Here is a 20,809-nt window from a genome sequence, read left to right as displayed (position 1 = left end):
CCCGACCGGGCCGTGCCGACCAGCTGATACTGGATCCGTACGGCCCGGTCCGATGTCTGGAGTCCGGACATGACCAGCACCACCGCCAAGCCGCCGGCCGCGGCGCCCGGCACCGAACAGGTCGAGCTGCTCATCGGCGGCATGACCTGCGCCTCCTGCGCCGCCCGGGTGGAGAAGAAGCTCAACCGGATGGACGGCGTGAGCGCCACCGTCAACTTCGCCACCGAGAAGGCCAAGGTCACCTTCGCCGACGGCGTCGAGGTCGCCGACCTGATCGCCACCGTCGAGAAGACCGGCTACACCGCCGAGGAGCCCCGGCCGCCGGAGCCCGAGACCGGGAGCGCGCCGGAGGGCGCCGGACGGGACGCCGAACTCGGCGAGCTCGGGCACCGCCTGCTCGTCTCCGCGCTGCTCGCCGCGCCCGTGGTGCTGCTCGCGATGATCCCCGCGCTCCAGTTCGCCAACTGGCAGTGGCTCTCGCTCACCCTGGCCGCGCCGGTCGTCGTGTGGGGCGGCGCGCCCTTCCACCGGGCCGCCTGGACCAACCTCCGGCACGGCGCCGCCACCATGGACACCCTCGTCTCGGTCGGCACGCTGGCCGCGTTCGGCTGGTCGCTGTGGGCGCTGTTCTTCGGTGACGCGGGCACGCACGGCATGCACGACGAGTTCCGGCTCACCGTCTCCCGCATGGACGGCGCCTCCACCATCTATCTGGAGGTCGCCTCCGGGGTCGTCGCGCTGATCCTGCTCGGCCGCTATCTGGAGGCCCGCTCCAAGCGCCGCGCCGGTGCCGCCCTGAAGGCCCTGATGGAGCTGGGCGCCAAGGACGTGGCGGTGCTGCGGGACGGGCGCGAGGTGCGGGTGCCGGTGTCCGCCCTGGCCGTGGGCGACCGGTTCGTCGTACGGCCCGGCGAGAAGATCGCCACCGACGGCACGGTGGTCGAGGGCATCTCCGCGGTGGACGCGTCCATGCTGACCGGCGAGTCGGTGCCGGTGGACGTCGGTCCCGGCGACCGGGTCACCGGCGCCACGGTCAACGCGGGCGGCCGGCTGGTCGTCGAGGCCGCCCGGGTCGGCGCGGACACCCAGCTCGCCCGGATGGCCCGGCTGGTGGAGGACGCGCAGAACGGCAAGGCCGAGGTGCAGCGGCTCGCCGACCGGGTCTCCGCCGTCTTCGTCCCGGTGGTCATCCTGATCGCGCTCGGCACCTTCGGCGTCTGGCTGGGGGTCACCGGGGACACGGTCGCCGCGTTCACGGCCGCCGTCGCCGTCCTGATCATCGCCTGCCCCTGCGCGCTGGGCCTGGCCACGCCGACCGCGCTGATGGTGGGCACCGGGCGCGGCGCCCAGCTGGGCATCCTGATCAAGGGCCCCGAGGTGCTGGAGTCCACGCGCCGGGTGGACACGGTCGTCCTGGACAAGACCGGCACGGTCACCACCGGCCGGATGACCCTCCAGGACGTGTACGTCGCCGAGGGCGAGGACGAGAAGGAGCTGCTGCGCCTCGCGGGCGCCCTGGAGCACGCCTCCGAGCACCCGGTGGCCCGGGCCGTCGCCGCCGGAGCCGAAGAACGCGCCGGGGCCCTTCCGAGGGTCGAGCACTTCGAGAACGTGCCCGGGCGGGGCGTGCGCGGGCGCGTGGACGGCCGCGAGGTGGCCGTGGGGCGGCTCTACGACGAGCTGCCCAAGGAGCTGGCGCGCGCGGCCCGGGAAGCCGAGCGGCAGGGCCGTACGGCCGTCGTGGCCGGCTGGGACGGGCGGGCCCGCGGGGTCCTCGCCGTCGCGGACGCGGTCAAGGAGACCAGCGCCGAGGCCATCCGCGAGCTGCGCGGACTGGGCCTGACGCCGGTGCTGCTCACCGGGGACAACCGCACGGTCGCCGAGGCGGTCGCCAAGACCGTCGGCATCGACCCCGGGCACGTGTACGCCGAGGTGCTGCCCGAGGACAAGGTGGACGTCGTACGGCGGCTCCAGGGCGAGGGCCGGGCCGTGGCCATGGTCGGCGACGGCGTGAACGACGCCGCCGCGCTGGCCACCGCCGACCTGGGCCTGGCCATGGGCACCGGTACGGACGCGGCGATCGAGGCCGGCGATCTGACGCTGGTGCGCGGGGACCTGCGGGTGGCCGCGGACGCGATCCGGCTGTCCCGCCGGACGCTGGCCACCATCAAGGGCAACCTGGTGTGGGCCTTCGGCTACAACGTCGCCGCGCTGCCGCTGGCCGCCGCCGGCCTGCTCAACCCGATGATCGCCGGTGCCGCGATGGCCTTCTCCTCGGTCTTCGTCGTGACCAACAGCCTGCGGCTGCGCGCCTTCCGGTGAACGGAAGCCGAATTTCGGAATCGATCTTCCGTTCCCCCTGGAGTCCTGCGCGAGCCTCACATAAGCTCTTCACAAGCCTCGCGCATCTTCCTTACGCCTGGGCCTCGATTGTCATATCGGGGCTCTTGCGTACGTAAAGGACATATGCACGAGACGCACATCACAGTGATGCGAACGTAACCATCGAAGGGGTTCGAAGGTCTAAGTTGGCGATTGTCAGGCCGACGTCTTGGGGGGCGTCGACTGGCGTCTGGGGATGTCTTGGGGGACTTTCCCAGAAGGGGGTACCTCCCGGCTCGCACGACGTTGAGAGCTTGGGGGAGCGTTGCCGGGGCACGTACACCGGGAAGCTTTGAGCGGCCCTCCCAGCGTGCGCTGTCCCGGCAGACCGCACCGCATCACTGGAGTACGGCGAGTCCGCTCGCGCGTGCTCAGACAGCGATTCAGGCGCTGTCCTCTCCGAGCGCCCGGCCGGATCCCGTGGGGGGAATCCGCACCGGGACATGGGAAGGCGCCCTGGTCGTCGGCCCGTGGGGGGACCGGCGTTCCGGGGCGCCTTCCACCTTTTCCCGGCGCTCGCGCGCCTTCGCGGCGCCCGCGCGCCGCCCGACCGCCCGCGGGCGGTCACTCTCCGTGTGCCGAACCGGGGCCCACCCCTTGGGACGGGCCCCGTACCCGGAACGCTCAGCGCTCCTCGACCGGGACGAAGTCCCGCTCGACCACGCCGGTGTAGATCTGGCGCGGGCGGCCGATGCGGGAGCCCGGCTCCTTGATCATCTCGGTCCACTGGGCGATCCAGCCCGGCAGCCGGCCGAGGGCGAACAGGACCGTGAACATCTCGGTCGGGAAGCCCATGGCCCGGTAGATCAGACCGGTGTAGAAGTCCACGTTCGGGTAGAGCTTGCGCTCGGTGAAGTAGTCGTCGGAGAGCGCGTGCTCCTCCAGCTTCAGGGCGATGTCGAGGAGCTCGTCCTCCTTGCCCAGCGCGGAGAGGACATCGTGCGCGGCGGCCTTGATGATCTTGGCGCGCGGGTCGAAGTTCTTGTAGACCCGGTGGCCGAAGCCCATCAGGCGGACGCCGTCCTCCTTGTTCTTCACCTTGCGGATGAAGGTGTCGACGCCGGAGCCGGAGTCGCGGATGCCCTCCAGCATCTCCAGCACCGACTGGTTGGCGCCGCCGTGCAGCGGGCCCCACAGCGCGTTGATGCCGGCCGAGATCGACGCGAACATGTTGGCCTGCGAGGAGCCGACCAGGCGGACCGTGGAGGTCGAACAGTTCTGCTCGTGGTCGGCGTGCAGGATCAGCAGCTTGTCCAGCGCCGAGACCACGACCGGGTCCAGCTCGTACTCCTGCGCCGGGACCGAGAAGGTCATGCGCAGGAAGTTCTCGACGTAGCCGAGGTCGTTGCGCGGGTAGACGAACGGGTGGCCGATCGACTTCTTGTACGCGTACGCGGCGATGGTCGGGAGCTTGGCGAGCAGCCGGATCGTGGAGAGGTCGCGCTGCTTCTCGTCGAACGGGTTGTGGCTGTCCTGGTAGAAGGTGGACAGCGCCGAGACGACCGAGGAGAGCATCGCCATCGGGTGGGCGTCGCGCGGGAAGCCCTTGTAGAAGTTCTTGACGTCCTCGTGCAGCAGCGTGTGCCGCGTGATGTCGTTCTTGAACGCCGTCAGCTGGTCGACGGTGGGGAGCTCGCCGTTGATGAGCAGGTACGCCACCTCGAGGAAGGTGGAGCGCTCGGCAAGCTGCTCGATGGGGTAGCCGCGGTAGCGGAGGATGCCCGCCTCGCCGTCGAGGTAGGTGATGGCGGATTTATAGGCGGCCGTGTTGCCGTACCCGCTGTCCAGGGTCACCAGACCGGTCTGGGCGCGGAGCTTCCCGATGTCGAAGCCCTTGTCGCCGACGGTGCTGTCGACCACCGGGTAGGTGTACTCGCCGTCGCCGTACCGCAGTACTACAGAGTTGTCGCTCACGTCTTCCCTCACCGACGTAGTGCCTCATCTTCGAGGTGCCCTGACTGTCTCTACCATCCCCCATTTGGCTCAGGAGAGTGCACTCGGGGTCGACCATTGGGCCTATTGACGGCACTCAGTGCCGCCAGCCTGCCCATCCTGCCCCCTTCGCGGGGGTTCCGGAAGTGCTCTGTGACCTTCACGACTCGTTTGATCGATCATTTTGTGCCGAGCCTGAAGTCCAGGGCCGTACAGCGCCGTCCGGCCGACACCGTACGCACCGCCTGACCGATCGCCTTGCGTGATCCGACGAGCACGACGAGCCGACGGGCCCGGGTGACCGCCGTGTACAGCAGGTTGCGCTGAAGCATCATCCATGCCCCCGTCGTGACGGGAATCACCACGGCGGGATACTCGCTGCCCTGCGAACGGTGGATGGTCACCGCGTACGCGTGGGCCAGTTCGTCCAGTTCGTCGAATTCATACGGGACCTCCTCGTCCTCGTCCGTCAGCACCGTCAGGCGCTGTTCGACCGGGTCGAGCGAGGTGACGACGCCCACGGTGCCGTTGAAGACGCCGTTCGCCCCCTTCTCGTAATTGTTGCGAATCTGGGTGACCTTGTCGCCGACGCGGAACACCCGGCCGCCGAACCGCTTCTCCGGCAGATCCGGGCGGCCGGGCGTGATGGCCTGCTGGAGCAGTCCGTTGAGCGCGCCGGCGCCGGCCGGGCCGCGGTGCATCGGTGCGAGCACCTGCACGTCCCGGCGCGGGTCCAGCCCGAATTTGGCGGGAATTCGCCGTGCGGCGACGTCCACGGTGAGCCGGCCGGCGGCCTCGGTGTCGTCCTCCACGAACAGGAAGAAGTCCTTCATCCCGTCGGTGAGCGGGTGCTGCCCGGCGTTGATGCGGTGCGCGTTGGTGACCACCCCGGACTGCTGGGCCTGCCGGAAGACCCGGGTGAGCCGGACCGCGGGGACGGGACCGCCGTCGGCGAGCAGATCCCGCAGCACCTCTCCGGCGCCGACGCTGGGCAACTGGTCCACGTCCCCGACGAACAGCAGGTGGGCGCCCGGGGGCACGGCCTTGACCAGCTTGTTGGCGAGCAGCAGGTCCAGCATGGACGCCTCGTCCACCACCACCAGGTCGGCGTCCAGCGGGCGGTCGCGGTCATAGGCCGCGTCGCCGCCGGGCTTCAGCTCCAGCAGGCGGTGCACGGTGGATGCCTCGGCGCCGGTCAGCTCCGCCAGCCGCTTGGCCGCGCGGCCGGTCGGGGCGGCCAGCAGCACCTTGGCGCGCCGGGCCCGGGCCAGCTCCACGATCGAGCGGACGGTGAACGACTTGCCGCAGCCCGGCCCGCCGGTGAGGACGGCGACCTTCTCCGTCAGCGCCAGCCTGACCGCCGCCTCCTGCTCGGGCGCGAGGTCGGCGCCGGTACGGGACTTCAGCCAGCCGAGCGCCTTCGCCCAGTCGACGTCCCGGAAGCCCGGCATCCGGTCCTCGTCGGTGCGCAGCAGCCGCAGCAGCTGGGCGGACAGGGAGAGTTCGGCGCGGTGGAAGGGCACCAGGTAGACGGCGCTGACCGGCTCGTCGTCGCCGTCGGGACCGGGCACCCGCTCCCGTACGACGCCGGGGTCGGCGCCGTCCTCGGGGGGTTCGGCCAGCTCGGCCAGGCACTCGATGACCAGCCCGGTGTCGACCTGGAGCAGCTTGACGGCGTCGGCGATCAGCCGCTCCTCCGGCAGGAAGCAGTGCCCCTGGTCGGCGGACTGCGACAGCGCGTACTGGAGGCCGGCCTTCACGCGCGCGGGGCTGTCGTGCGGGATGCCGACCGACCGGGCGATCTTGTCGGCGGTGAGGAAACCGATGCCCCAGACGTCGGCGGCGAGCCGGTACGGCTGCTCCTTGACGACGGCGATGGAGTCGTCCCCGTACTTCTTGTAGATCCGCACGGCGATGGAGGTGGACACCTCGACGGTCTGGAGGAAGAGCATGACCTCCTTGATCGCCTTCTGCTCCTCCCAGGCTTCGGCGATCCGCTTGGTGCGCTTCGGGCCGAGGCCGTCCACCTCGATCAGGCGCTTCGGCTCCTCCTCGATGATCCGCAGGGTGTCGAGGCCGAAGTGCCGCGTGATGCGGTCGGCGAAGACCGGGCCGATGCCCTTGACCAGCCCGGAGCCCAGATAGCGGCGGATGCCCTGCACGGTGGCCGGCAGGACGGTCGTGTAGTTCTCGACGTGGAACTGCTTGCCGTACTGGGGGTGCGATCCCCAGCGGCCCTCCATGCGCAGGGACTCCCCCACCTGGGCACCGAGCAGCGCGCCGACCACCGTGAGGAGGTCGCCGGCGCCTCTGCCCGTGTCGACCCGGGCGACGGTGTAGCCGTTCTCCTCATTGGCGTACGTGATGCGCTCCAGCACGCCTTCGAGGACGGCAAGATGCCGTTCACCGCTGGAGTTCCCCGCCTGTCGGTCCATGATCCGACGGTACCGGTGGGGTCTGACAGGCGGTCCGGGCGGCTGGGCCCGTGCTTCAGCCCGCCTTCTTCCCGGCCTTGTCGCCGGGTGACAGGAACGTCTTCAGACGCATGAGGAGCGAGCCGCGTGGCTCACGGGACACGTTGAGGCTCGCTCGTACGCTCTCGAAGTCCATGGAGCGCAGCGCCGTGGCTTTCCGCTTCATGTACTCGGCCGGGTCTCTCTCGAACTCGCGGACCGCCGGGTCGGTGTCTAAGACGACCCCGCTCCACACCTCACTGTGCGCAGTGCTCATGCTCGCGCTCCCCCCCGGGTTCGACTCGGAGGACGAGTGGCTCCCGCCGTTCTGGGTCGGCATGCGCCCTCCAAGCATCGACGGTACAGTCTCGGCTGATGGCTTGTCAGCGTCAATCCGACGGTATGGCTTACGGATTGACAATCGGACCGGTTCAAGAGGCTGACATCGTCCCTGAACGAACCGTCCGCCTCCCGGTCACGGCTCGGACACCTTCCGTCACCGTATTGATACCCAGAGACACACCCATCGAAACGACAGAACCACCCACTTGGCCTAACTCTGCGTGTAGGCTCCGTCGCTATGTCCTTGAGTGGATTACGGGTGGGCTGGGGTACGGCGACGCTGGGGTCGCTGGGCGTCGTCACCTACGTGGCGCCGATCGTCCTCGGTCTCGGCCTGGAACTGCCGATGTGGCTCGCCATGACCATCATGGGTGTCGGCGTCATCGCCACGGTGGCCACGGTCATCGTGTCCCGGCGGGAGGCGGTCGCCGCCCGGCGTGACCTCGTCACCGCCGAACAGGCCGCGAAGGTCGCCGCGGAGAGCGCCCGCGGGGTCATGGAAGACGTGCTCACGGTGTTGGTCCACCTCCTCGGGGAGATCGTCAGCGCGAACAGCAGGAGCACGCGCAGTCAGCTCCAGCAGCAGATGAAGCAGGCGATCGTCTCCCTCACCGCCCAGGTCATCGGACCGGACAACGCGCGCGCGTGCGTCCTGGAGATCGACCCGGCGTCCCAGGGGACCGGCGTCCGGGAGATGAAGTGCCTGAACGGCCTGTGGTCGGGGCGGGCGGAGGCGCCGCGGACGGTGTTCCGCGAGGACCAGGCCCGCGGGGCGTCCCTGCTGAAGCTGATGGACGACCGCAAGAGCACGTTCGTGGAGAACGTCGACGCGCTCGATCCCTCGCTGCGTCCCGAGACGGATTCGTACAAGACCTACATCACCGTCACCATCACGGCCGCCGGCAAGGACGCGTTCGGCGTCCTGTGCGTGGACGCCCCTTGCCCCGGAGACCTCCGCAAGGAGGACATCCGGCTGGTGGAGGTCCTGGCCCGGCTTCTGGGCGCGGCGCTGGCGGTACGCCGCTGAGTCCCTGAACGACTCTCCCCCGGACGCGAGTTCAGCACCTCGTACGGGTGCGCGACTCTCGGCGGCCTGGCTCGTTGAGCAGGTCGTATGAAAGGAGAGCTGATGGTCGGCTCGTCGCATGAGGCGCTGCACCGGATCTTCCAGAAGGACCCGGAGCTGCTGACACGGGCGTTGCAGCGGGTGCTGGGAGTGCCGTTTCCCAGACCCAGGGAGATCGCGGCGCTGAACGTGGATCTCACGGAGATCGAGCCGGTCGAGCGCCGGGTGGACACGTTGCTGCGGGCGGAGACGGACGAGGGCACGTACCTGCTGGTCGTGGAGTCGCAGGGGAAGGCGGACGAGCGGAAGCGGGGGAGCTGGCCGTACTACCTGTCGTACCTGTACGAGAAGTACCGCTGCGAGCCGGTGCTGATCGTGATCACCCAGAGCGGTTCCACGGCGAAGTGGGCCTCGCGTCCGATCCGGCTGGGTTTCCCGGGCTGGCACTCGCTGACGGTGCGGCCGTTGGTACTCGGGCCGGACAACGTTCCGGTGATCGCGGACGAGAAGCAGGCGGAGGCGGATCCCACTCTCGCGGTGCTGTCCGCGATGACACACGGGCGCGGGCCGGGGGCGATGGCCATACTGGAGTCCCTGGCATCCGCCCTGCGGACCATCGACTCCGACAGTGCCGCGGTCTTCGCGCAGTTCGTCGACTCATGCCTGGCCGATCCCCAGGCGAAGCAGATGTGGAGGGACCTGATGACGGCTGTCCAGTACTTCTGGCGACACCCGCTGGCTGAACAGGTGCGTGAGGAAGGGCGTATCCAGAAGCAGCAGGAGATGACCCTCCGTGTCCTGGAGTGGCGCGGCATCCCGGTGCCCGACGCCGTCCGTGAGCGGGTTATGGCCTGCGCGGACGAGGATCAGCTGGACGTCTGGGCCCAGCGAGCCGTTCACGCCACAGATGCCGCGGAGCTGTTCGCCGACGAGTGAACACGCGGCCGTTGGCCACTGCCACTGTCTCGGAGGAGAAGACCTGACGATGGCGATCCAGTACTTCTGGCGACACCCGCTGGCCGAACAGGTGCGTGAGGAAGGGCGAAGGGAAGGTCTGGAACAGAGACTCGTTGAGGGCTGGAAGGAGATGATCCCCCGCATCCTGGAGTGGCGCGGCATCCAGGTGCCCGACGCAGTCCAAGAGCGGGTCGAGGCCTGCACAGATCTCGATGACGTGGAACTCTGGGCCCGGCGTGCCCTGCACGCGAAGGATGCGGACGAGTTGTTGCTGTTCGCCGGCGAGTGAACACGTGGCCGTTGGGCCGCTCGCTTCCCGGGCAGTGTCGGGCTTCCGCGAGGTGAGTCAAGGGCGCTGCGCGTCGCCTTCGGCGATGGCCCTGCGGGCCACCCTTGACACACCTCGCTCCAGCCCGGGGTGGAAGCGAGCGAGCGGCCCGGAGAGACGGTGGGCCGGGCCGGTGCCGGGCCCGTGTGTGGGTTGTGTGGTGCTGTCGGCTGGGGGCGCGGTCGCGGCTCGGCGGGACGCCGGGTGCGTCAAGCGGCTTCCGGGCCGATGGCAGGGGGGCGCGGTCGCGTCACGTGGGATGCCTTGTGTGATGGGCGACTTGCGGTGGGCGGGTCCGTGCCACCCCTACTTTTGGAATGGGCGGTCCAGAAGGTGGGCGAGCGGCGCCTGGCGCAACGGTTCTGCACTACCTGCCGTGGCGGGGTTTCTCCTGGCTCTGGGGCAGCGTCAGGGTGATCTGGCGGATCAGTTGCTGGAAGCAGGCCAGGGACGCGAACGCGGGGAGCGCCGCCCCGGCGACGCCGGTGACCGTTCGGTCGGCCTGGGCCACGCACAGGATCATCGCGACCGAGGAGAACAGCACGACGATGCACCACGAGTGCACGGCCCGGCGCTGATGCAGGGCGTTCCGGAGGATGGAGAGGGAGGCCGCCATCCACGGGCCGTACACGAGGAGGGGCCACCAAGTGATCATTCCGCCGTTCACGCCCGAGGTGGCATTCCGCAGCGGGCCGTAGGCCGCCATTCCGCCGAATACGCTGACCATCGCCACCAGGACGGACACGAATGCGGCGATCATGAAGCTGCCGGCCCGCATCCACTTGATGTGATTTCCCTGGACGCGGCTCTTCCGGTGCGTCGCCCCGGCGGGAGAGTGCCGGCCGGGGAGGAATTGCCCGGTGTTCCGCGCCCGTTTCCGCATCGGGTCGGCGTGGTCGTCGCCGGGTGCGGGCTCGGTGCGAGGGGGCGGGACCGTGGCCGGCTGCCCGGCCCGAGCGGTGCCCTCCAGCAGACTGGCGAGTTCTTCCGCCGGGTCCCAGTAGGCGTCCGGCGGTAGCAGCACATCGGCCGCCGGGTACGTGACCGCGTCCGCGTACCATTCGGGATGCGTAAAAGGTGAGCCGGTATATTTTTGGTTCATAAGGATCCTCCCCCGTCAGAGGCTGTCCAATTGGCAGTCGGTGTCGAGACCTCCGGCTCCGCCAGGCGGGTGCAATGTTGGACTGAATGTCAGCAAACTGCCCGCCGATCGGCTATCCTTCCCGGTGTCCGGGTGAAGCAGGCCGCGGAGCCTCGTCCTCGTCATATTCGGGCTAACGCCACCCCCTCTCCTCCAGATGCGCGGCAAATGAGTGAACGCGACATCTGGAAAACGTTACGGAGAGCGTTTTTTCATTTCTGTCATTCCTTCTGCGTGCGCATCCGCGCCCCGCCCACCCGCACCTCCACTGCGCCTGTGTGCGCTGCGGCGGCCACGGCGGGGCCGGCCTCGCGGTGCCGGTCCGCCGGCAGGCCGCCACGGTCACGATTGGGTTTCGGCCTGGCCTGATCTCTTGCTCCCGCCCCGTGTAATCGTTTCCAATCCTCGTACCGCAGGGATGTAATCGATTCCACGAGGAGGTGGAGCCGACGATGGCGAGCATCAAGGATGTCGCCGCTTCGGCGGGGGTCTCCGTGGCCACCGTGTCACGCGTGCTGAACGGCCATCCGTCCGTCAGCGCCGACGCCCGGGAGCGGGTGCTGGCCGCCGTGGCCGCCCTCGGGTACCGGCCGAACGCCGTCGCCCGGTCCTTGCGGACCGATCAGACCCTCACCCTCGGGCTCGTCATCAGCGACGTGCTCAATCCTACTTCACCGAACTGGCGCGGTCCGTCGAGGAAGAGGCCCGGGCGCTCGGGTACAGCGTCATCATCGGCAACGCCGACGAACGGCCCGAGTTGCAGGACCATCACGTGCGGAATCTGCTGGACCGGCGGATCGACGGATTGCTGGTGTCACCCACGGACGGTGGGTCGCCGCTCATGCTCGACGCCGCCCGGGCCGGGACGCCCATGGTGTTCGTGGACCGCTGGATCCCCGGCGTGGACGTCCCCGTCGTACGGGCCGACGGGCGCGCCGCCGTACGGGACCTCGTGGCCCACCTCTACGGGCTCGGGCACCGGCGGCTCGCCATCATCGCCGGGCCCGCCGCCACCACCACCGGCAGTGAGCGCGTCGAGGCCTTCCGGGCCGCCCTCGCCGAGTACGGGCTGCCGTTGCCCGACGCCCGCATAGGCCAGGGCGACTTCCAGGCCGAGAGCGGGCGGCGGGTCACCGAGGGCTTCCTGGATCTGCCGGAGCCGCCCGACGTCGTCTTCGCCGCCGACAACCTGATGGCGCTCGGCGCGCTGGACGCCGTACGCGCCCGCGGGCTGCGGGTGCCCGACGACATCGCGCTGGCCGCGTTCGACGACATCCCGTGGTTCGTGCACACCGATCCGCCGGTCACCGCCATCGCCCAGCCCACCGGCGAGCTGGGGCGGGCCGCCGTACGCGCGCTGGTCGACCGGATCGAGGGGCGTACCCCGCGCTCCGTGACGCTGCCCGCCCGGCTCGTCGTACGCCGCTCGTGCGGTGAGCCCCCCACCCCCTCCCCAGTGCAAAGGAGCACGACGTGAGCGACCCGGACGAGTTGCTGCGCATCGAGGGCATACGGAAGACCTTCCCCGGCGTGGTCGCGCTCGACGGCGTCGACTTCGATCTGCGCCGGGGCGAGGTCCATGTGCTGCTCGGTGAGAACGGGGCCGGCAAGAGCACGCTGATCAAGATGCTCTCCGGTGCCTACACCCCCGACGCGGGCCGGATTCTGGCGGGCGGTGAGGAGGTGCGCGTCCACGGGGCGCAGGACGCCGAACGGCTCGGGATCGCCACCATCTACCAGGAGTTCAACCTGGTGCCCGATCTGACCGTCGCCGAGAACATCTTCCTGGGGCGGCAGCCGCGCCGCTTCGGGATGATCGACCGGAAGCGGATGGAGGACGACGCCGCGACACTGCTGAAGCGGGTCGGGGTCGACGTCTCGCCCCGGGCGCGGGTGCGGGACCTCGGGATCGCCCGGCTCCAGATGGTCGAGATCGCCAAGGCGCTCAGCCTGAACGCGCGCGTCCTCATCATGGACGAGCCGACCGCCGTGCTCACCTCGGAGGAGGTGGAGAAGCTCTTCGCCATCGTGCGGGGGCTGCGCGCCGACGGCGTGGGCATCGTGTTCATCACCCACCACCTGGAGGAGATCGGCGCCCTGGGGGACCGGGTCACCGTCATCCGGGACGGCAAGAGCGTCGGGCAGGTGCCCGCCTCCACTCCCGAGGACGAGCTCGTCCGGCTGATGGTGGGGCGGTCCATCGAGCAGCAGTATCCGCGGGAGCGCGCCGAGAAGGGCGCACCGCTGCTGTCCGTGGAGGGGCTCGGCCGGGACGGCGTCTTCCACGACGTCAGCTTCGAGGTGCACGCCGGTGAGGTCGTCGGCATCGCGGGGCTGGTGGGCGCCGGGCGGACCGAGGTCGTGCGGGCCGTGTTCGGCGCCGACCCCTACGACCGCGGGGTCGTACGGGTCTCGGGCACCGAGCTGCGGCGGCATGACGTGAACGCCGCCATGGACGCCGGGATCGGGCTCGTGCCGGAGGACCGCAAGGGGCAGGGGCTGGTGCTGGACGCCTCCGTCGAGGAGAACCTGGGGCTGGTGACGCTGCGCGCGGCCACCCGGGCGGGGCTCGTGGACCGCAAGGGCCAGCGGGCCGCGGCCGGGCGGATCGCCGGGCAGCTCGGGGTGCGCATGGCGGGCCTCGGGCAGCCGGTGCGGACGCTGTCCGGCGGCAACCAGCAGAAGGTCGTCATCGGCAAGTGGCTGCTGGCCGACACCAAGGTGCTGATCCTCGACGAGCCGACGCGCGGGATCGACGTCGGCGCCAAGGTCGAGATCTACCAGCTGATCAACGAGCTGACGGCCGCCGGTGCCGCCGTGCTGATGATCTCCAGCGATCTGCCCGAGGTGCTCGGCATGAGCGACCGGGTGCTGGTGATGGCCCAGGGCCGGATCGCCGGCGAACTCTCCGCGGACCAGGCCACGCAGGACGCGGTGATGTCCCTCGCCGTCTCCACCCCCGCCACCGAGAACACCGACACCGAGAACACCGAGAACACCGAGACCGACAAGGAGGCCACCCGTGGCCACTGACACGCTCAAGAGCAGGTCGGGCGCGAGTGGCGCCCCGGGCGGCCTGCGCCGGCTGCTGCTCGACAACGGCGCGCTCACCGCGCTGATCGTCCTCGTCATCGCCCTGTCGGCGCTGTCGGGTGACTTCCTGACCACGGACAACCTGCTGAACATCGGCGTGCAGGCCGCCGTGACGGCCATCCTCGCCTTCGGTGTGACGTTCGTGATCGTCTCCGCGGGCATCGACCTGTCCGTGGGGTCCGTGGCCGCGCTGTCGGCGACCATGCTGGGCTGGAGCGCCACCTCGCACGGGGTGCCGGTCGCGCTCGCGGTGGTCCTGGCGGTCGCCACGGGTGTGGTCGCCGGTCTGGTGAACGGTTTCCTCATCGCCTACGGCAAGCTGCCGCCGTTCATCGCGACGCTGGCCATGCTGTCGGTGGGCCGCGGTCTGGCGCTGGTGATCTCGCAGGGCTCCCCCATCGCGTTCCCCGGCTCGGTCTCCCACCTCGGGGACACCCTCGGCGGCTGGCTGCCGGTGCCGGTGCTGGTCATGGTGGTGATGGGACTCGTCGCCGCCGTCGTGCTCGGGCGGACGTACATCGGCCGGTCCATGTACGCGATCGGCGGCAACGAGGAGGCCGCCCGGCTGTCGGGCCTCAGGGTCAAGCGGCAGAAGCTCGCGATCTACGCCCTGTCCGGGCTGTTCGCCGCCGTCGCGGGCGTGGTGCTGGCCGCCCGGCTGTCCTCGGCGCAGCCGCAGGCCGCCGACGGTTACGAGCTGGACGCCATCGCCGCCGTCGTCATCGGCGGCGCCTCGCTGGCGGGCGGCACCGGCAAGGCGTCCGGCACGCTGATCGGCGCGCTGATCCTGGCGGTGCTACGCAACGGGCTGAACCTGCTGTCCGTCTCCGCGTTCTGGCAGCAGGTCGTCATCGGTGTGGTGATCGCGCTGGCGGTGCTGCTGGACACCGTGCGCCGCAAGGCCGGTGCCGCCCCGGTGGCCGCCGGTGCGGGCGGGCCGAAGGGCAGGCAGGCGGTGACGTACGGGCTGGCGGCCGTGGTGACCGTGGCCGTGGTCGGCGCGACCTCGCTGCTGCACGGCGGTTCGTCGTCGTCGGCGAACCCGCGGCTGGGCCTGTCCCTGTCCACCCTGAACAACCCGTTCTTCGTGCAGATCCGGTCCGGCGCGCAGGCCGAGGCGCGGAAGCTGGGCGTGGACCTGACCGTCACCGACGCCCAGAACGACGCCTCCCAGCAGGCCAACCAGCTCCAGAACTTCACCAGTACGAGCCTGGACGGGATCATCGTCAACCCGGTGGACTCGGACGCGGCGGGCAACTCGGTGAAGGCCGCGGGCAAGGCGGACATCCCCGTCGTCGCCGTGGACCGGGGCGTCAACCACGCCTCGGTGGCCACCCTGGTGGCGTCCGACAACGTGGCCGGCGGTGAGCTGGCCGCGAAGACCGTCGCGGAGAAGCTGGGCGGCAGCGGCAAGATCGTCATCCTCCAGGGGCAGGCGGGCACCTCGGCGGCGCGCGAGCGGGCGGCCGGGTTCGCCAAGGGCCTGAAGGCCTACCCGGGCATCCGGGTGCTGGCCCAGCAGCCCGCCGACTTCGACCGGACCAAGGGGCTGGACGTGATGTCGAACCTGCTCCAGGCCCACCCGGACGTGCAGGGCGTCATCGCCGCCAACGACGAGATGGCCCTCGGCGCGATCAAGGCGCTCGGCTCCAAGGCGGGCAGGTCGGTGCAGGTCGTGGGCTTCGACGGCACCCCGGACGGGCTGGCGGCGGTCAAGGGCGGCACGCTGTACGCGTCGGTCGCCCAGCAGCCCTCGCAGCTGGGCCGGATCGCCGTGGACAACGCCCTGAAGGCGGTCCGGGGCGAGAAGGTGGCGCCGACGGTGAAGGTGCCGGTGAAGGTGGTCACGAAGGACAACGTGGCCGGTTTCACCGGCTGACGGACCACAGCGGGCGGGCGGTTCCGGGAGGTGCTTCCGGGGCCGTCCGCCCGAGGTCATCTCTCAGGGGAGTCAACTCATGTACGACTACGACCTGCTGGTCGTGGGTTCGGCCAACGCGGACCTGGTGATCGGCGTGGAGCGGCGGCCGGCCGCGGGCGAGACGGTGCTCGGCGGTGACCTGGCCGTGCACCCGGGCGGCAAGGGCGCCAACCAGGCCGTCGCGGCGGCCCGCCTCGAGGCGCGTACGGCCCTGCTGGCGCGGGTGGGCGACGACGGCCACGGCCGGCTGCTGCTCGACTCCCTGCGCGCGGCCGGGGTGGACACGGTGGGGGTGCTGGTGGGCGGCGCCCCGACGGGCGTGGCGCTGATCACCGTCGACCCCGACGGGGACAACAGCATCGTGGTGTCGCCGGGTGCCAACGGGCGGCTGCGGCCGGAGGACGTACGGGCGGCGGGCGGCCTGTTCCACGCCTCCCGGGTGGTGTCGGCGCAGTTGGAGATCCCGCTGGAGACGGTCGTGGAGGTGGTGCGGAATCTGGCACCGGGCAGCCGCTTCGTGCTGAACCCGTCCCCGCCGCGCGAACTCCCCGCGGAGGTGCTGGCGGCCTGCGACCCGCTGATCGTGAACGAGCACGAGGCCCGGGTGATCCTCGGGGACACCCGGGTGGGCGACGACCCGGCCGACTGGGCCGGGCTGCTGCTGGCCAAGGGACCGCGCTCGGTGGTGGTCACGCTGGGCGCGCGCGGGGCGCTGGTGTGCGACGGCTCGGGGACGTCCCTGGTGCCGTCGGTGAAGGTGGACGCGGTGGACACGACCGGCGCGGGCGACGCGTTCACCGCCGCGCTGGCCTGGCGGCTGGGCTCGGGCGCGGGCCTGGCGGAGGCGGCGGCGTACGCGGCCCGGGTGGGCGCGGCGGCCGTGACGCGGCGGGGCGCGCAGGAGTCGTACCCGACGGCGGCGGAGGTCGAGGCGCTGTGAAGAAGGCGGGGATCCTGAACCGGAACTTGTCCGGCGCGCTGGCCGAACTCGGGCACGGTCACGGTGTGTTGGTGTGCGACGCGGGGATGCCGATACCCGACGGCCCCAGGGTCGTGGACCTGGCGTTCCGGGCCGGGGTGCCGTCCTTCGCCGAGGTCCTGGACGGCCTGCTGGCGGAGCTGGTGGTGGAGGGCGCGACGGCGGCGGAGGAGGTCCGCACGGCCAACCCGGCGGCGACGGCCCTGCTGGAGAGCCGTTTCCCCGACCTGGCCTACGTGCCGCACGAGCGCCTGAAGGAGTGGTCGGCCGGGGCCCGGCTGATCGTGCGCACGGGCGAGGCACGACCGTACGCGAACGTGCTGCTGCGGTGCGGGGTGTTCTTCTGAGGCGACGGCGCCGGCCGGGCGGTCAGCCGGTGTCGCCCTCCGTCCACGGTCCGTCCAGGCAGCAGCGGACGAAGTCCTGGACGACGGGGTCGTTGTCGTCGGCGGCGGCCCAGGCGACCGCGACCCGGCTGGGGCCGACGCCGGTGACGGGGCGGTAGGTGATGCCGGGGCGGGCGTAGAAGCGGGCGGCGGACGCGGGGGCGAGGGCGATGCCGTAGCCGTTGGCGATGGCGCTGAGCCAGTCGTCGGGCCGGTCGGTGACGGCGCCGATGCGGACCGGGTGGCCTTCGCGTTCGTCGGCGGCCAGCCAGTGGTCCCGCCACCGGCCGGTTTCGGGCGGGGCGGCCACGAACGGCTCGTCCCACAGGTCCCGGAAGGAGATCACGTCACGCTCGGCGAGGGGGTGTCCCTCCGGGAGGGCGACCCAGCGGGGCTCGGTGAACAGGACCGCCGTCCGCAGGGCGTCCTGGCCGGGGAAGGGCAGCCGCAGCAGGGCCACGTCGGCCTCCCCGGCCGCGAGGCCGGCGCTCGGGTCCGACCAGGCGGCCTGCCGCATCTCCACCCGCCAGCCCGGCCGGCGCCGGGTGAACTCCGCGATGATGCGCGGGGTCGCCTCGTTGGCGGCACTGGCCAGGAAGCCGACCCGTAGTGAGCGGGCGGCCCGGCCGGCGGCGCTCCTGGTCTCCCGCAGCGCCTGGTCCCAGCCGGCCAGCAGGGCGGGCACCCGCCCGGCCAGGGCCCGGCCCGCCTCTGTGAGGGTCATACCGGTACGGGAGCGCGTGAACAGCCGTACGCCGAGCTGGGTCTCCAGTTGCCTGATCTGCTTGGTGAGCGCCGGCTGGGCCACGAACAGTCGTTCCGCGGCGCGGGTGAGGGTCCCCTCCTCCGCCACGGCGACGAAGGAGCGCAGCAGCCGCATGTCCACATCCATGCCGACAGGTTATGGAGGCGGGTATTGGACGCCGTTCAAGGGCGCGGAGAGGCTTGTCGTGGGAGCCGGGGGCGCACCAGGCTCGCCGGACTCACGACGCGCTCCACTGGAGACGGGGCACATGTACACCGCCTACGCGATCACCACCGCCGTCACCATCCTGGCCAACGCCGGGATCGCGGTCGCGGACTTCCTGCGGGCCGGGTTCGTCCTCGCCAACTCGGCCGAGGTCGGCGTTCCGCGGTCCTGGCTCCCATGGCTCGGCGCGCTCAAGGCCGCCGGAGCCGCCGGGCTCCTCCTCGGGCTCGTGGGCGTCCCGGTCATCGGCGTCGCCGCGGCGACAGGGCTCGTCCTCTTCTTCGTCGGCGCCGTCGCCGCGCACATCCGTGCCCGGGTGTACTACGACATCGCCTTCCCCGGCACCTACCTGGCCCTGGCCGCCGCCTCGCTCGTCCTCGCCGTCGTGCGGTAGGCGTACCGCTCCGCCGACAACTCGAAGACCCGGACCCGCCGGTCACTGACGGGGGTCACGGTCTCACGTTCCAGGCGCATGCCCAGCTTGGCCGTGATCCGTTCGGAGGCGTCATTGCCCACTTGGACGATGCTGAGGATCCGCTCAAGGCCCAGTTCCTCGAAGCCGAACCGCACGGCGGCCGCCCCGGCCTCGGTGGCCAGGCCCTGCCCCCAGTGGGAACGCCCCAGCCGCCAGCCGGCCTCGACCGCGGGCAGTACCTCCGGCAGGAAGTCGGGCACCGAGAGGCCGGCGAACCCGGCCAGCTCGCCGGTGGCCCGGATCTCCACGGCGAACAGACCGAAGCCGTGTGTCTCCCACCCGGCCTCCCAGGCCCGCACCTTGTCGCGCGTCTGCTGTTCATCGAGGACGCTGCCGTCCCGGATCCACCGCATGACCTCGGGGTCGGCGTTGACGGCGGCCATCGGCCCTATGTCCTCCTCGCGCCAACGACGCAGGACCAAACGGGGAGTCTCCAGCGTGACCATCCCGTCATTCTGGATCAAGGACAGGCCCCCCGCCATCCTCAGCCGCCGCTCGACAGCCGCGCTCCCCTGCTCTCCGCGACACGCTTCACCTCCCGCAGGGACTCTGTGAGTTGCCGGGCGAGGTAGTGCAGCTCCAGGTCCGTCAGCCGGTGCCCGGTGAGGAGTTCGCCCGCGTGCTCGATCAACTCGCCCGCCATCCCGAGCTGCACGCGCTCGATCTGGTCCGCGAGCCGGGACACGTAACCCGTGCCGTCGCCCAGCACATAGCAGGGCTTGCCCCCGTCGCCGGTCCAGGGCAGCAGGCGCCCGTCCGCCGACGGGTCGTCGTACGTCCGGTCGTTCATGCGTAGGTCTCCACCAGGTCCAGATACGGCCGGACGAGCGGGCTGTCCTCACCGCGCAGGGGAGCCTCGCCCCTGCGGTACGCCGTGGGGGCGCCGACGTACGGGCACGAGTACGGGGACACGTCCGTGTAGGGCGGGGCTGTGACCGGCCTACGGCGCCGACGCGACGGCCTGACCAGCCGGGCCAGGAGACGAACCATGCCGACCTGCTTTCTCACCTGCGGTGACTGCGTTGTGTGCTGATTTCCTCACAGAGTGGGGTCGGTTGTGGCTACGCTGCCAGGGGCGGGGGGTTGACATTGCGCCTGTCACCAAGGGAGTTGGCCGGATGAGTACCGTCCGCAGGCCGAAGACGCCGCGCGAGAAGTACGGGGAGGAGCTGAAGCTGCGCCGCATCGCGGCCGGGCTCACCCAGGAGCAACTGAGCGAGATCGTGGTCTGCTCACCGACGCTGATCAGTCACTGGGAGGCGGGGAGACGGCTCCCGAAGCCGGATGACGCCCGTCGGATCGACCAGGCGTTGGGGACGGATGGGTTCTTCGAGAGGTGGCTGGAGGATTTGGAGGGCAAGTACGCCCCTCAGTTCGCCGTTGCTCGCGAACTGGAGCAACAAGCAACGCGGATTCAGCTGTTCGCGCTCACACTTGTCCCCGGTCTGCTGCAGACACCGGCATACGCGCGGGCAGTGTTCACGGCCTACCACCCCAACTACACAGACGGGGAGCTTGACAAGGAAGTTGTCACTCGAACAGACCGAGCCAAGATCCTGGAGGGGCCGTCAGCTCCCGTCATCTGGGCACTGCTCGACGAGGCCGTGCTGCGCCGGGCGGTAGGTGGCCGTCGCGTCATGGCGGAACAGCTCCACAAGATTGCCGACATGGCCGAGGCGCGGCGAATCCGGCTGCATGTCCTCCCGTACGGGATCGGTGCGCACCCGCTTATGACGAGTCTGCTCACTCTGATGAGTTTCGAAGACTCGGCCCCGGTGGCCTACGTCGATGCGTTCGAAACCGGGCGACTGATGGATGATCCGTCGGTGGTGAACCACTGTCAGACGTCCTACGCTCTGACGCTGGGCGACGCCTTGTCGCAGCAGGAGTCACTGGCCCTCGTCAGAACCGCAGCGAAGGAACACCTACATGATCAGCAGTGAGCGCACCGTCTCCGACTCGTCCAGCCTCACCGGTTGGTACAAGTCCAGCTACAGCGACGGCAACCAAGCGGAGTGCCTTGAAGTCGCCCGTGGCCACGCTCATGTACCCGTCCGCGACAGCAAGACCGTCCCCGGCCCCGCCCTGCTCTTCTCGACCAACGGCTGGGCCGCGTTCGTAACCGCCGTCAAGGAGGACCGGCTCGCACATGGTCAGCAGTGAGCACACCGTCCCGAACTCCTCCAGCATCAACGGCTGGTACAAGTCCAGCTACAGCGGCGGCGATCAGGGTGAGTGCCTCGAAGTCGCCCGCGGCCACGCTCACGTACCCGTCCGCGACAGCAAAGCCGTCACCGGTCCCGCCGTACTCTTCTCTCCGGACGGCTGGACCGCGTTCGTAACCGCCGTCAAGAACAGTCAGCTCTCGCCCACCCAGTAATGAG

20 protein-coding genes and 1 pseudogene are annotated in these 20,809 nt (G+C 70.5%); 13 read left to right on the top strand and 8 right to left on the bottom strand.

Annotation, left to right across the window (positions count from 1 at the left end; all coding sequences use genetic code 11):
* Window positions 1-69: 69 nt before the first annotated feature.
* The gene (locus tag ACSURM_RS23620) at window positions 70-2,322 is read left to right on the top strand and encodes a heavy metal translocating P-type ATPase (protein ID WP_436957721.1); all 2,253 of its coding nucleotides are present in this window, start codon (window positions 70-72) and stop codon (window positions 2,320-2,322) included.
* 684 nt (window positions 2,323-3,006) lie between these two features.
* On the opposite strand, the gene ACSURM_RS23615 is transcribed toward ACSURM_RS23620, so the two are convergent.
* The 3 genes from ACSURM_RS23615 to ACSURM_RS23605 form a co-directional block, all read right to left on the bottom strand.
* On the bottom strand, window positions 3,007-4,296 hold the full coding sequence (locus tag ACSURM_RS23615) for a citrate synthase (protein ID WP_189995590.1): 1,290 nt from the start codon (window positions 4,294-4,296) through the stop codon (window positions 3,007-3,009).
* 197 nt (window positions 4,297-4,493) lie between these two features.
* Complete coding sequence (gene recD2, locus ACSURM_RS23610) at window positions 4,494-6,749, bottom strand: SF1B family DNA helicase RecD2 (protein ID WP_436957720.1); 2,256 nt, start codon at window positions 6,747-6,749, stop codon at window positions 4,494-4,496.
* Window positions 6,750-6,804: 55 nt separating this feature from the next.
* Entirely contained in the window at window positions 6,805-7,044 is a 240-nt protein-coding gene (locus tag ACSURM_RS23605; protein WP_436957719.1) for a hypothetical protein, read from the bottom strand.
* Between the two features lie 303 nt (window positions 7,045-7,347).
* Between ACSURM_RS23605 and ACSURM_RS23600 the strand changes: the two genes are divergently transcribed.
* The 3 genes from ACSURM_RS23600 (at window position 7,348) to ACSURM_RS23590 (ending at window position 9,421) form a co-directional block, all read left to right on the top strand.
* A complete protein-coding gene (locus ACSURM_RS23600) occupies window positions 7,348-8,136 on the top strand; it encodes a GAF domain-containing protein (RefSeq protein WP_436957718.1) in 789 nt (262 codons plus the stop codon).
* Window positions 8,137-8,238: 102 nt separating this feature from the next.
* A complete protein-coding gene (locus ACSURM_RS23595; RefSeq protein ID WP_436957717.1) occupies window positions 8,239-9,111 on the top strand; it encodes a hypothetical protein in 873 nt (290 codons plus the stop codon).
* 49 nt (window positions 9,112-9,160) lie between these two features.
* Window positions 9,161-9,421, top strand: a complete 261-nt coding sequence (locus tag ACSURM_RS23590; protein ID WP_436957716.1) for a hypothetical protein — start codon at window positions 9,161-9,163, stop codon at window positions 9,419-9,421.
* Between the two features lie 406 nt (window positions 9,422-9,827).
* On the opposite strand, the gene ACSURM_RS23585 is transcribed toward ACSURM_RS23590, so the two are convergent.
* Entirely contained in the window at window positions 9,828-10,562 is a 735-nt protein-coding gene (locus ACSURM_RS23585; protein ID WP_436957715.1) for a DUF2637 domain-containing protein, read from the bottom strand.
* 491 nt (window positions 10,563-11,053) lie between these two features.
* On the opposite strand from ACSURM_RS23585, the pseudogene ACSURM_RS23580 reads away from it, so the two are divergent.
* The 5 genes and pseudogenes from ACSURM_RS23580 (at window position 11,054) to rbsD (ending at window position 16,941) form a co-directional block, all read left to right on the top strand.
* Window positions 11,054-12,078 (top strand): annotated as a pseudogene (locus tag ACSURM_RS23580) (LacI family DNA-binding transcriptional regulator).
* The gene (locus tag ACSURM_RS23575) at window positions 12,075-13,634 is read left to right on the top strand and encodes a sugar ABC transporter ATP-binding protein (RefSeq protein WP_436957714.1); all 1,560 of its coding nucleotides are present in this window, start codon (window positions 12,075-12,077) and stop codon (window positions 13,632-13,634) included. Before ACSURM_RS23580 ends, ACSURM_RS23575 begins: the two are co-directional and overlap by 4 nt.
* On the top strand, window positions 13,624-15,573 hold the full coding sequence (locus ACSURM_RS23570; protein ID WP_436957713.1) for an ABC transporter permease/substrate-binding protein: 1,950 nt from the start codon (window positions 13,624-13,626) through the stop codon (window positions 15,571-15,573). Before ACSURM_RS23575 ends, ACSURM_RS23570 begins: the two co-directional genes overlap by 11 nt.
* A 79-nt stretch (window positions 15,574-15,652) precedes the next feature.
* Complete coding sequence (locus ACSURM_RS23565; RefSeq protein ID WP_436957712.1) at window positions 15,653-16,555, top strand: ribokinase; 903 nt, start codon at window positions 15,653-15,655, stop codon at window positions 16,553-16,555.
* The gene (gene rbsD, locus ACSURM_RS23560) at window positions 16,552-16,941 is read left to right on the top strand and encodes a D-ribose pyranase (RefSeq protein WP_436957711.1); all 390 of its coding nucleotides are present in this window, start codon (window positions 16,552-16,554) and stop codon (window positions 16,939-16,941) included. Before ACSURM_RS23565 ends, rbsD begins: the two co-directional genes overlap by 4 nt.
* Before the next feature lie 22 nt (window positions 16,942-16,963).
* On the opposite strand, the gene ACSURM_RS23555 is transcribed toward rbsD, so the two are convergent.
* Window positions 16,964-17,872, bottom strand: coding sequence for a LysR family transcriptional regulator (locus tag ACSURM_RS23555; RefSeq protein WP_436957710.1), 909 nt, complete (start codon window positions 17,870-17,872; stop codon window positions 16,964-16,966).
* 121 nt (window positions 17,873-17,993) lie between these two features.
* Between ACSURM_RS23555 and ACSURM_RS23550 the strand changes: the two genes are divergently transcribed.
* Window positions 17,994-18,344 (top strand): DoxX family protein, encoded by a 351-nt coding sequence (locus tag ACSURM_RS23550; RefSeq protein WP_436957709.1) that lies wholly within the window; start codon window positions 17,994-17,996, stop codon window positions 18,342-18,344.
* Here the strand turns inward: ACSURM_RS23550 and ACSURM_RS23545 are convergent.
* From ACSURM_RS23545 to ACSURM_RS23535, 3 genes are read right to left on the bottom strand one after another with little or no spacing between them, the layout of a single operon-like run.
* Window positions 18,296-18,871: a GNAT family N-acetyltransferase gene (locus ACSURM_RS23545; protein WP_436957708.1), complete on the bottom strand. Its 576-nt coding sequence runs from the start codon at window positions 18,869-18,871 to the stop codon at window positions 18,296-18,298. The genes ACSURM_RS23550 and ACSURM_RS23545 overlap by 49 nt on opposite strands.
* 38 nt (window positions 18,872-18,909) lie before the next feature.
* Entirely contained in the window at window positions 18,910-19,215 is a 306-nt protein-coding gene (locus ACSURM_RS23540) for a hypothetical protein (protein WP_436957707.1), read from the bottom strand.
* Entirely contained in the window at window positions 19,212-19,415 is a 204-nt protein-coding gene (locus tag ACSURM_RS23535; RefSeq protein ID WP_436957706.1) for a hypothetical protein, read from the bottom strand. Before ACSURM_RS23535 ends, ACSURM_RS23540 begins: the two co-directional genes overlap by 4 nt.
* Window positions 19,416-19,543: 128 nt before the next feature.
* Here ACSURM_RS23535 and ACSURM_RS23530 point away from each other — a divergent pair, with 128 nt between their 5' ends.
* From ACSURM_RS23530 to ACSURM_RS23520, 3 genes are read left to right on the top strand one after another with little or no spacing between them, the layout of a single operon-like run.
* Complete coding sequence (locus ACSURM_RS23530; RefSeq protein WP_436957705.1) at window positions 19,544-20,368, top strand: helix-turn-helix domain-containing protein; 825 nt, start codon at window positions 19,544-19,546, stop codon at window positions 20,366-20,368.
* Window positions 20,355-20,588 (top strand): DUF397 domain-containing protein, encoded by a 234-nt coding sequence (locus ACSURM_RS23525; protein WP_436957704.1) that lies wholly within the window; start codon window positions 20,355-20,357, stop codon window positions 20,586-20,588. The genes ACSURM_RS23530 and ACSURM_RS23525 overlap by 14 nt, the downstream gene beginning before the upstream one ends.
* The gene (locus ACSURM_RS23520; RefSeq protein WP_436957702.1) at window positions 20,575-20,805 is read left to right on the top strand and encodes a DUF397 domain-containing protein; all 231 of its coding nucleotides are present in this window, start codon (window positions 20,575-20,577) and stop codon (window positions 20,803-20,805) included. Before ACSURM_RS23525 ends, ACSURM_RS23520 begins: the two co-directional genes overlap by 14 nt.
* The last annotated feature ends 4 nt before the right edge of the window (window positions 20,806-20,809 follow it).

Source organism: Streptomyces sp. SudanB182_2057, from assembly GCF_964272715.1.
In the GTDB taxonomy this organism is placed as follows: Bacteria; Actinomycetota; Actinomycetes; order Streptomycetales; family Streptomycetaceae; genus Streptomyces; species Streptomyces rubradiris.
Note: the sequence above shows the minus strand (reverse complement) of the source record. Positions and strands in the feature narration are given on the sequence as shown.

Coding starts and splice junctions, on each gene's coding strand:
- ACSURM_RS23520 (WP_436957702.1), top strand. CDS start 20,575: ATGGTCAGCAGTGAGCACACCGTCCCGAACTCCTCCAGCATCAACGGC.
- ACSURM_RS23545 (WP_436957708.1), bottom strand. CDS start 18,871: ATGGTCACGCTGGAGACTCCCCGTTTGGTCCTGCGTCGTTGGCGCGAG.
- ACSURM_RS23550 (WP_436957709.1), top strand. CDS start 17,994: ATGTACACCGCCTACGCGATCACCACCGCCGTCACCATCCTGGCCAAC.
- ACSURM_RS23565 (WP_436957712.1), top strand. CDS start 15,653: ATGTACGACTACGACCTGCTGGTCGTGGGTTCGGCCAACGCGGACCTG.
- ACSURM_RS23585 (WP_436957715.1), bottom strand. CDS start 10,562: ATGAACCAAAAATATACCGGCTCACCTTTTACGCATCCCGAATGGTAC.
- ACSURM_RS23555 (WP_436957710.1), bottom strand. CDS start 17,872: ATGGATGTGGACATGCGGCTGCTGCGCTCCTTCGTCGCCGTGGCGGAG.
- ACSURM_RS23525 (WP_436957704.1), top strand. CDS start 20,355: ATGATCAGCAGTGAGCGCACCGTCTCCGACTCGTCCAGCCTCACCGGT.
- ACSURM_RS23590 (WP_436957716.1), top strand. CDS start 9,161: ATGGCGATCCAGTACTTCTGGCGACACCCGCTGGCCGAACAGGTGCGT.
- ACSURM_RS23620 (WP_436957721.1), top strand. CDS start 70: ATGACCAGCACCACCGCCAAGCCGCCGGCCGCGGCGCCCGGCACCGAA.
- ACSURM_RS23540 (WP_436957707.1), bottom strand. CDS start 19,215: ATGAACGACCGGACGTACGACGACCCGTCGGCGGACGGGCGCCTGCTG.
- ACSURM_RS23605 (WP_436957719.1), bottom strand. CDS start 7,044: ATGAGCACTGCGCACAGTGAGGTGTGGAGCGGGGTCGTCTTAGACACC.
- ACSURM_RS23530 (WP_436957705.1), top strand. CDS start 19,544: ATGAGTACCGTCCGCAGGCCGAAGACGCCGCGCGAGAAGTACGGGGAG.
- ACSURM_RS23595 (WP_436957717.1), top strand. CDS start 8,239: ATGGTCGGCTCGTCGCATGAGGCGCTGCACCGGATCTTCCAGAAGGAC.
- ACSURM_RS23600 (WP_436957718.1), top strand. CDS start 7,348: ATGTCCTTGAGTGGATTACGGGTGGGCTGGGGTACGGCGACGCTGGGG.
- ACSURM_RS23535 (WP_436957706.1), bottom strand. CDS start 19,415: ATGGTTCGTCTCCTGGCCCGGCTGGTCAGGCCGTCGCGTCGGCGCCGT.
- recD2 (WP_436957720.1), bottom strand. CDS start 6,749: ATGGACCGACAGGCGGGGAACTCCAGCGGTGAACGGCATCTTGCCGTC.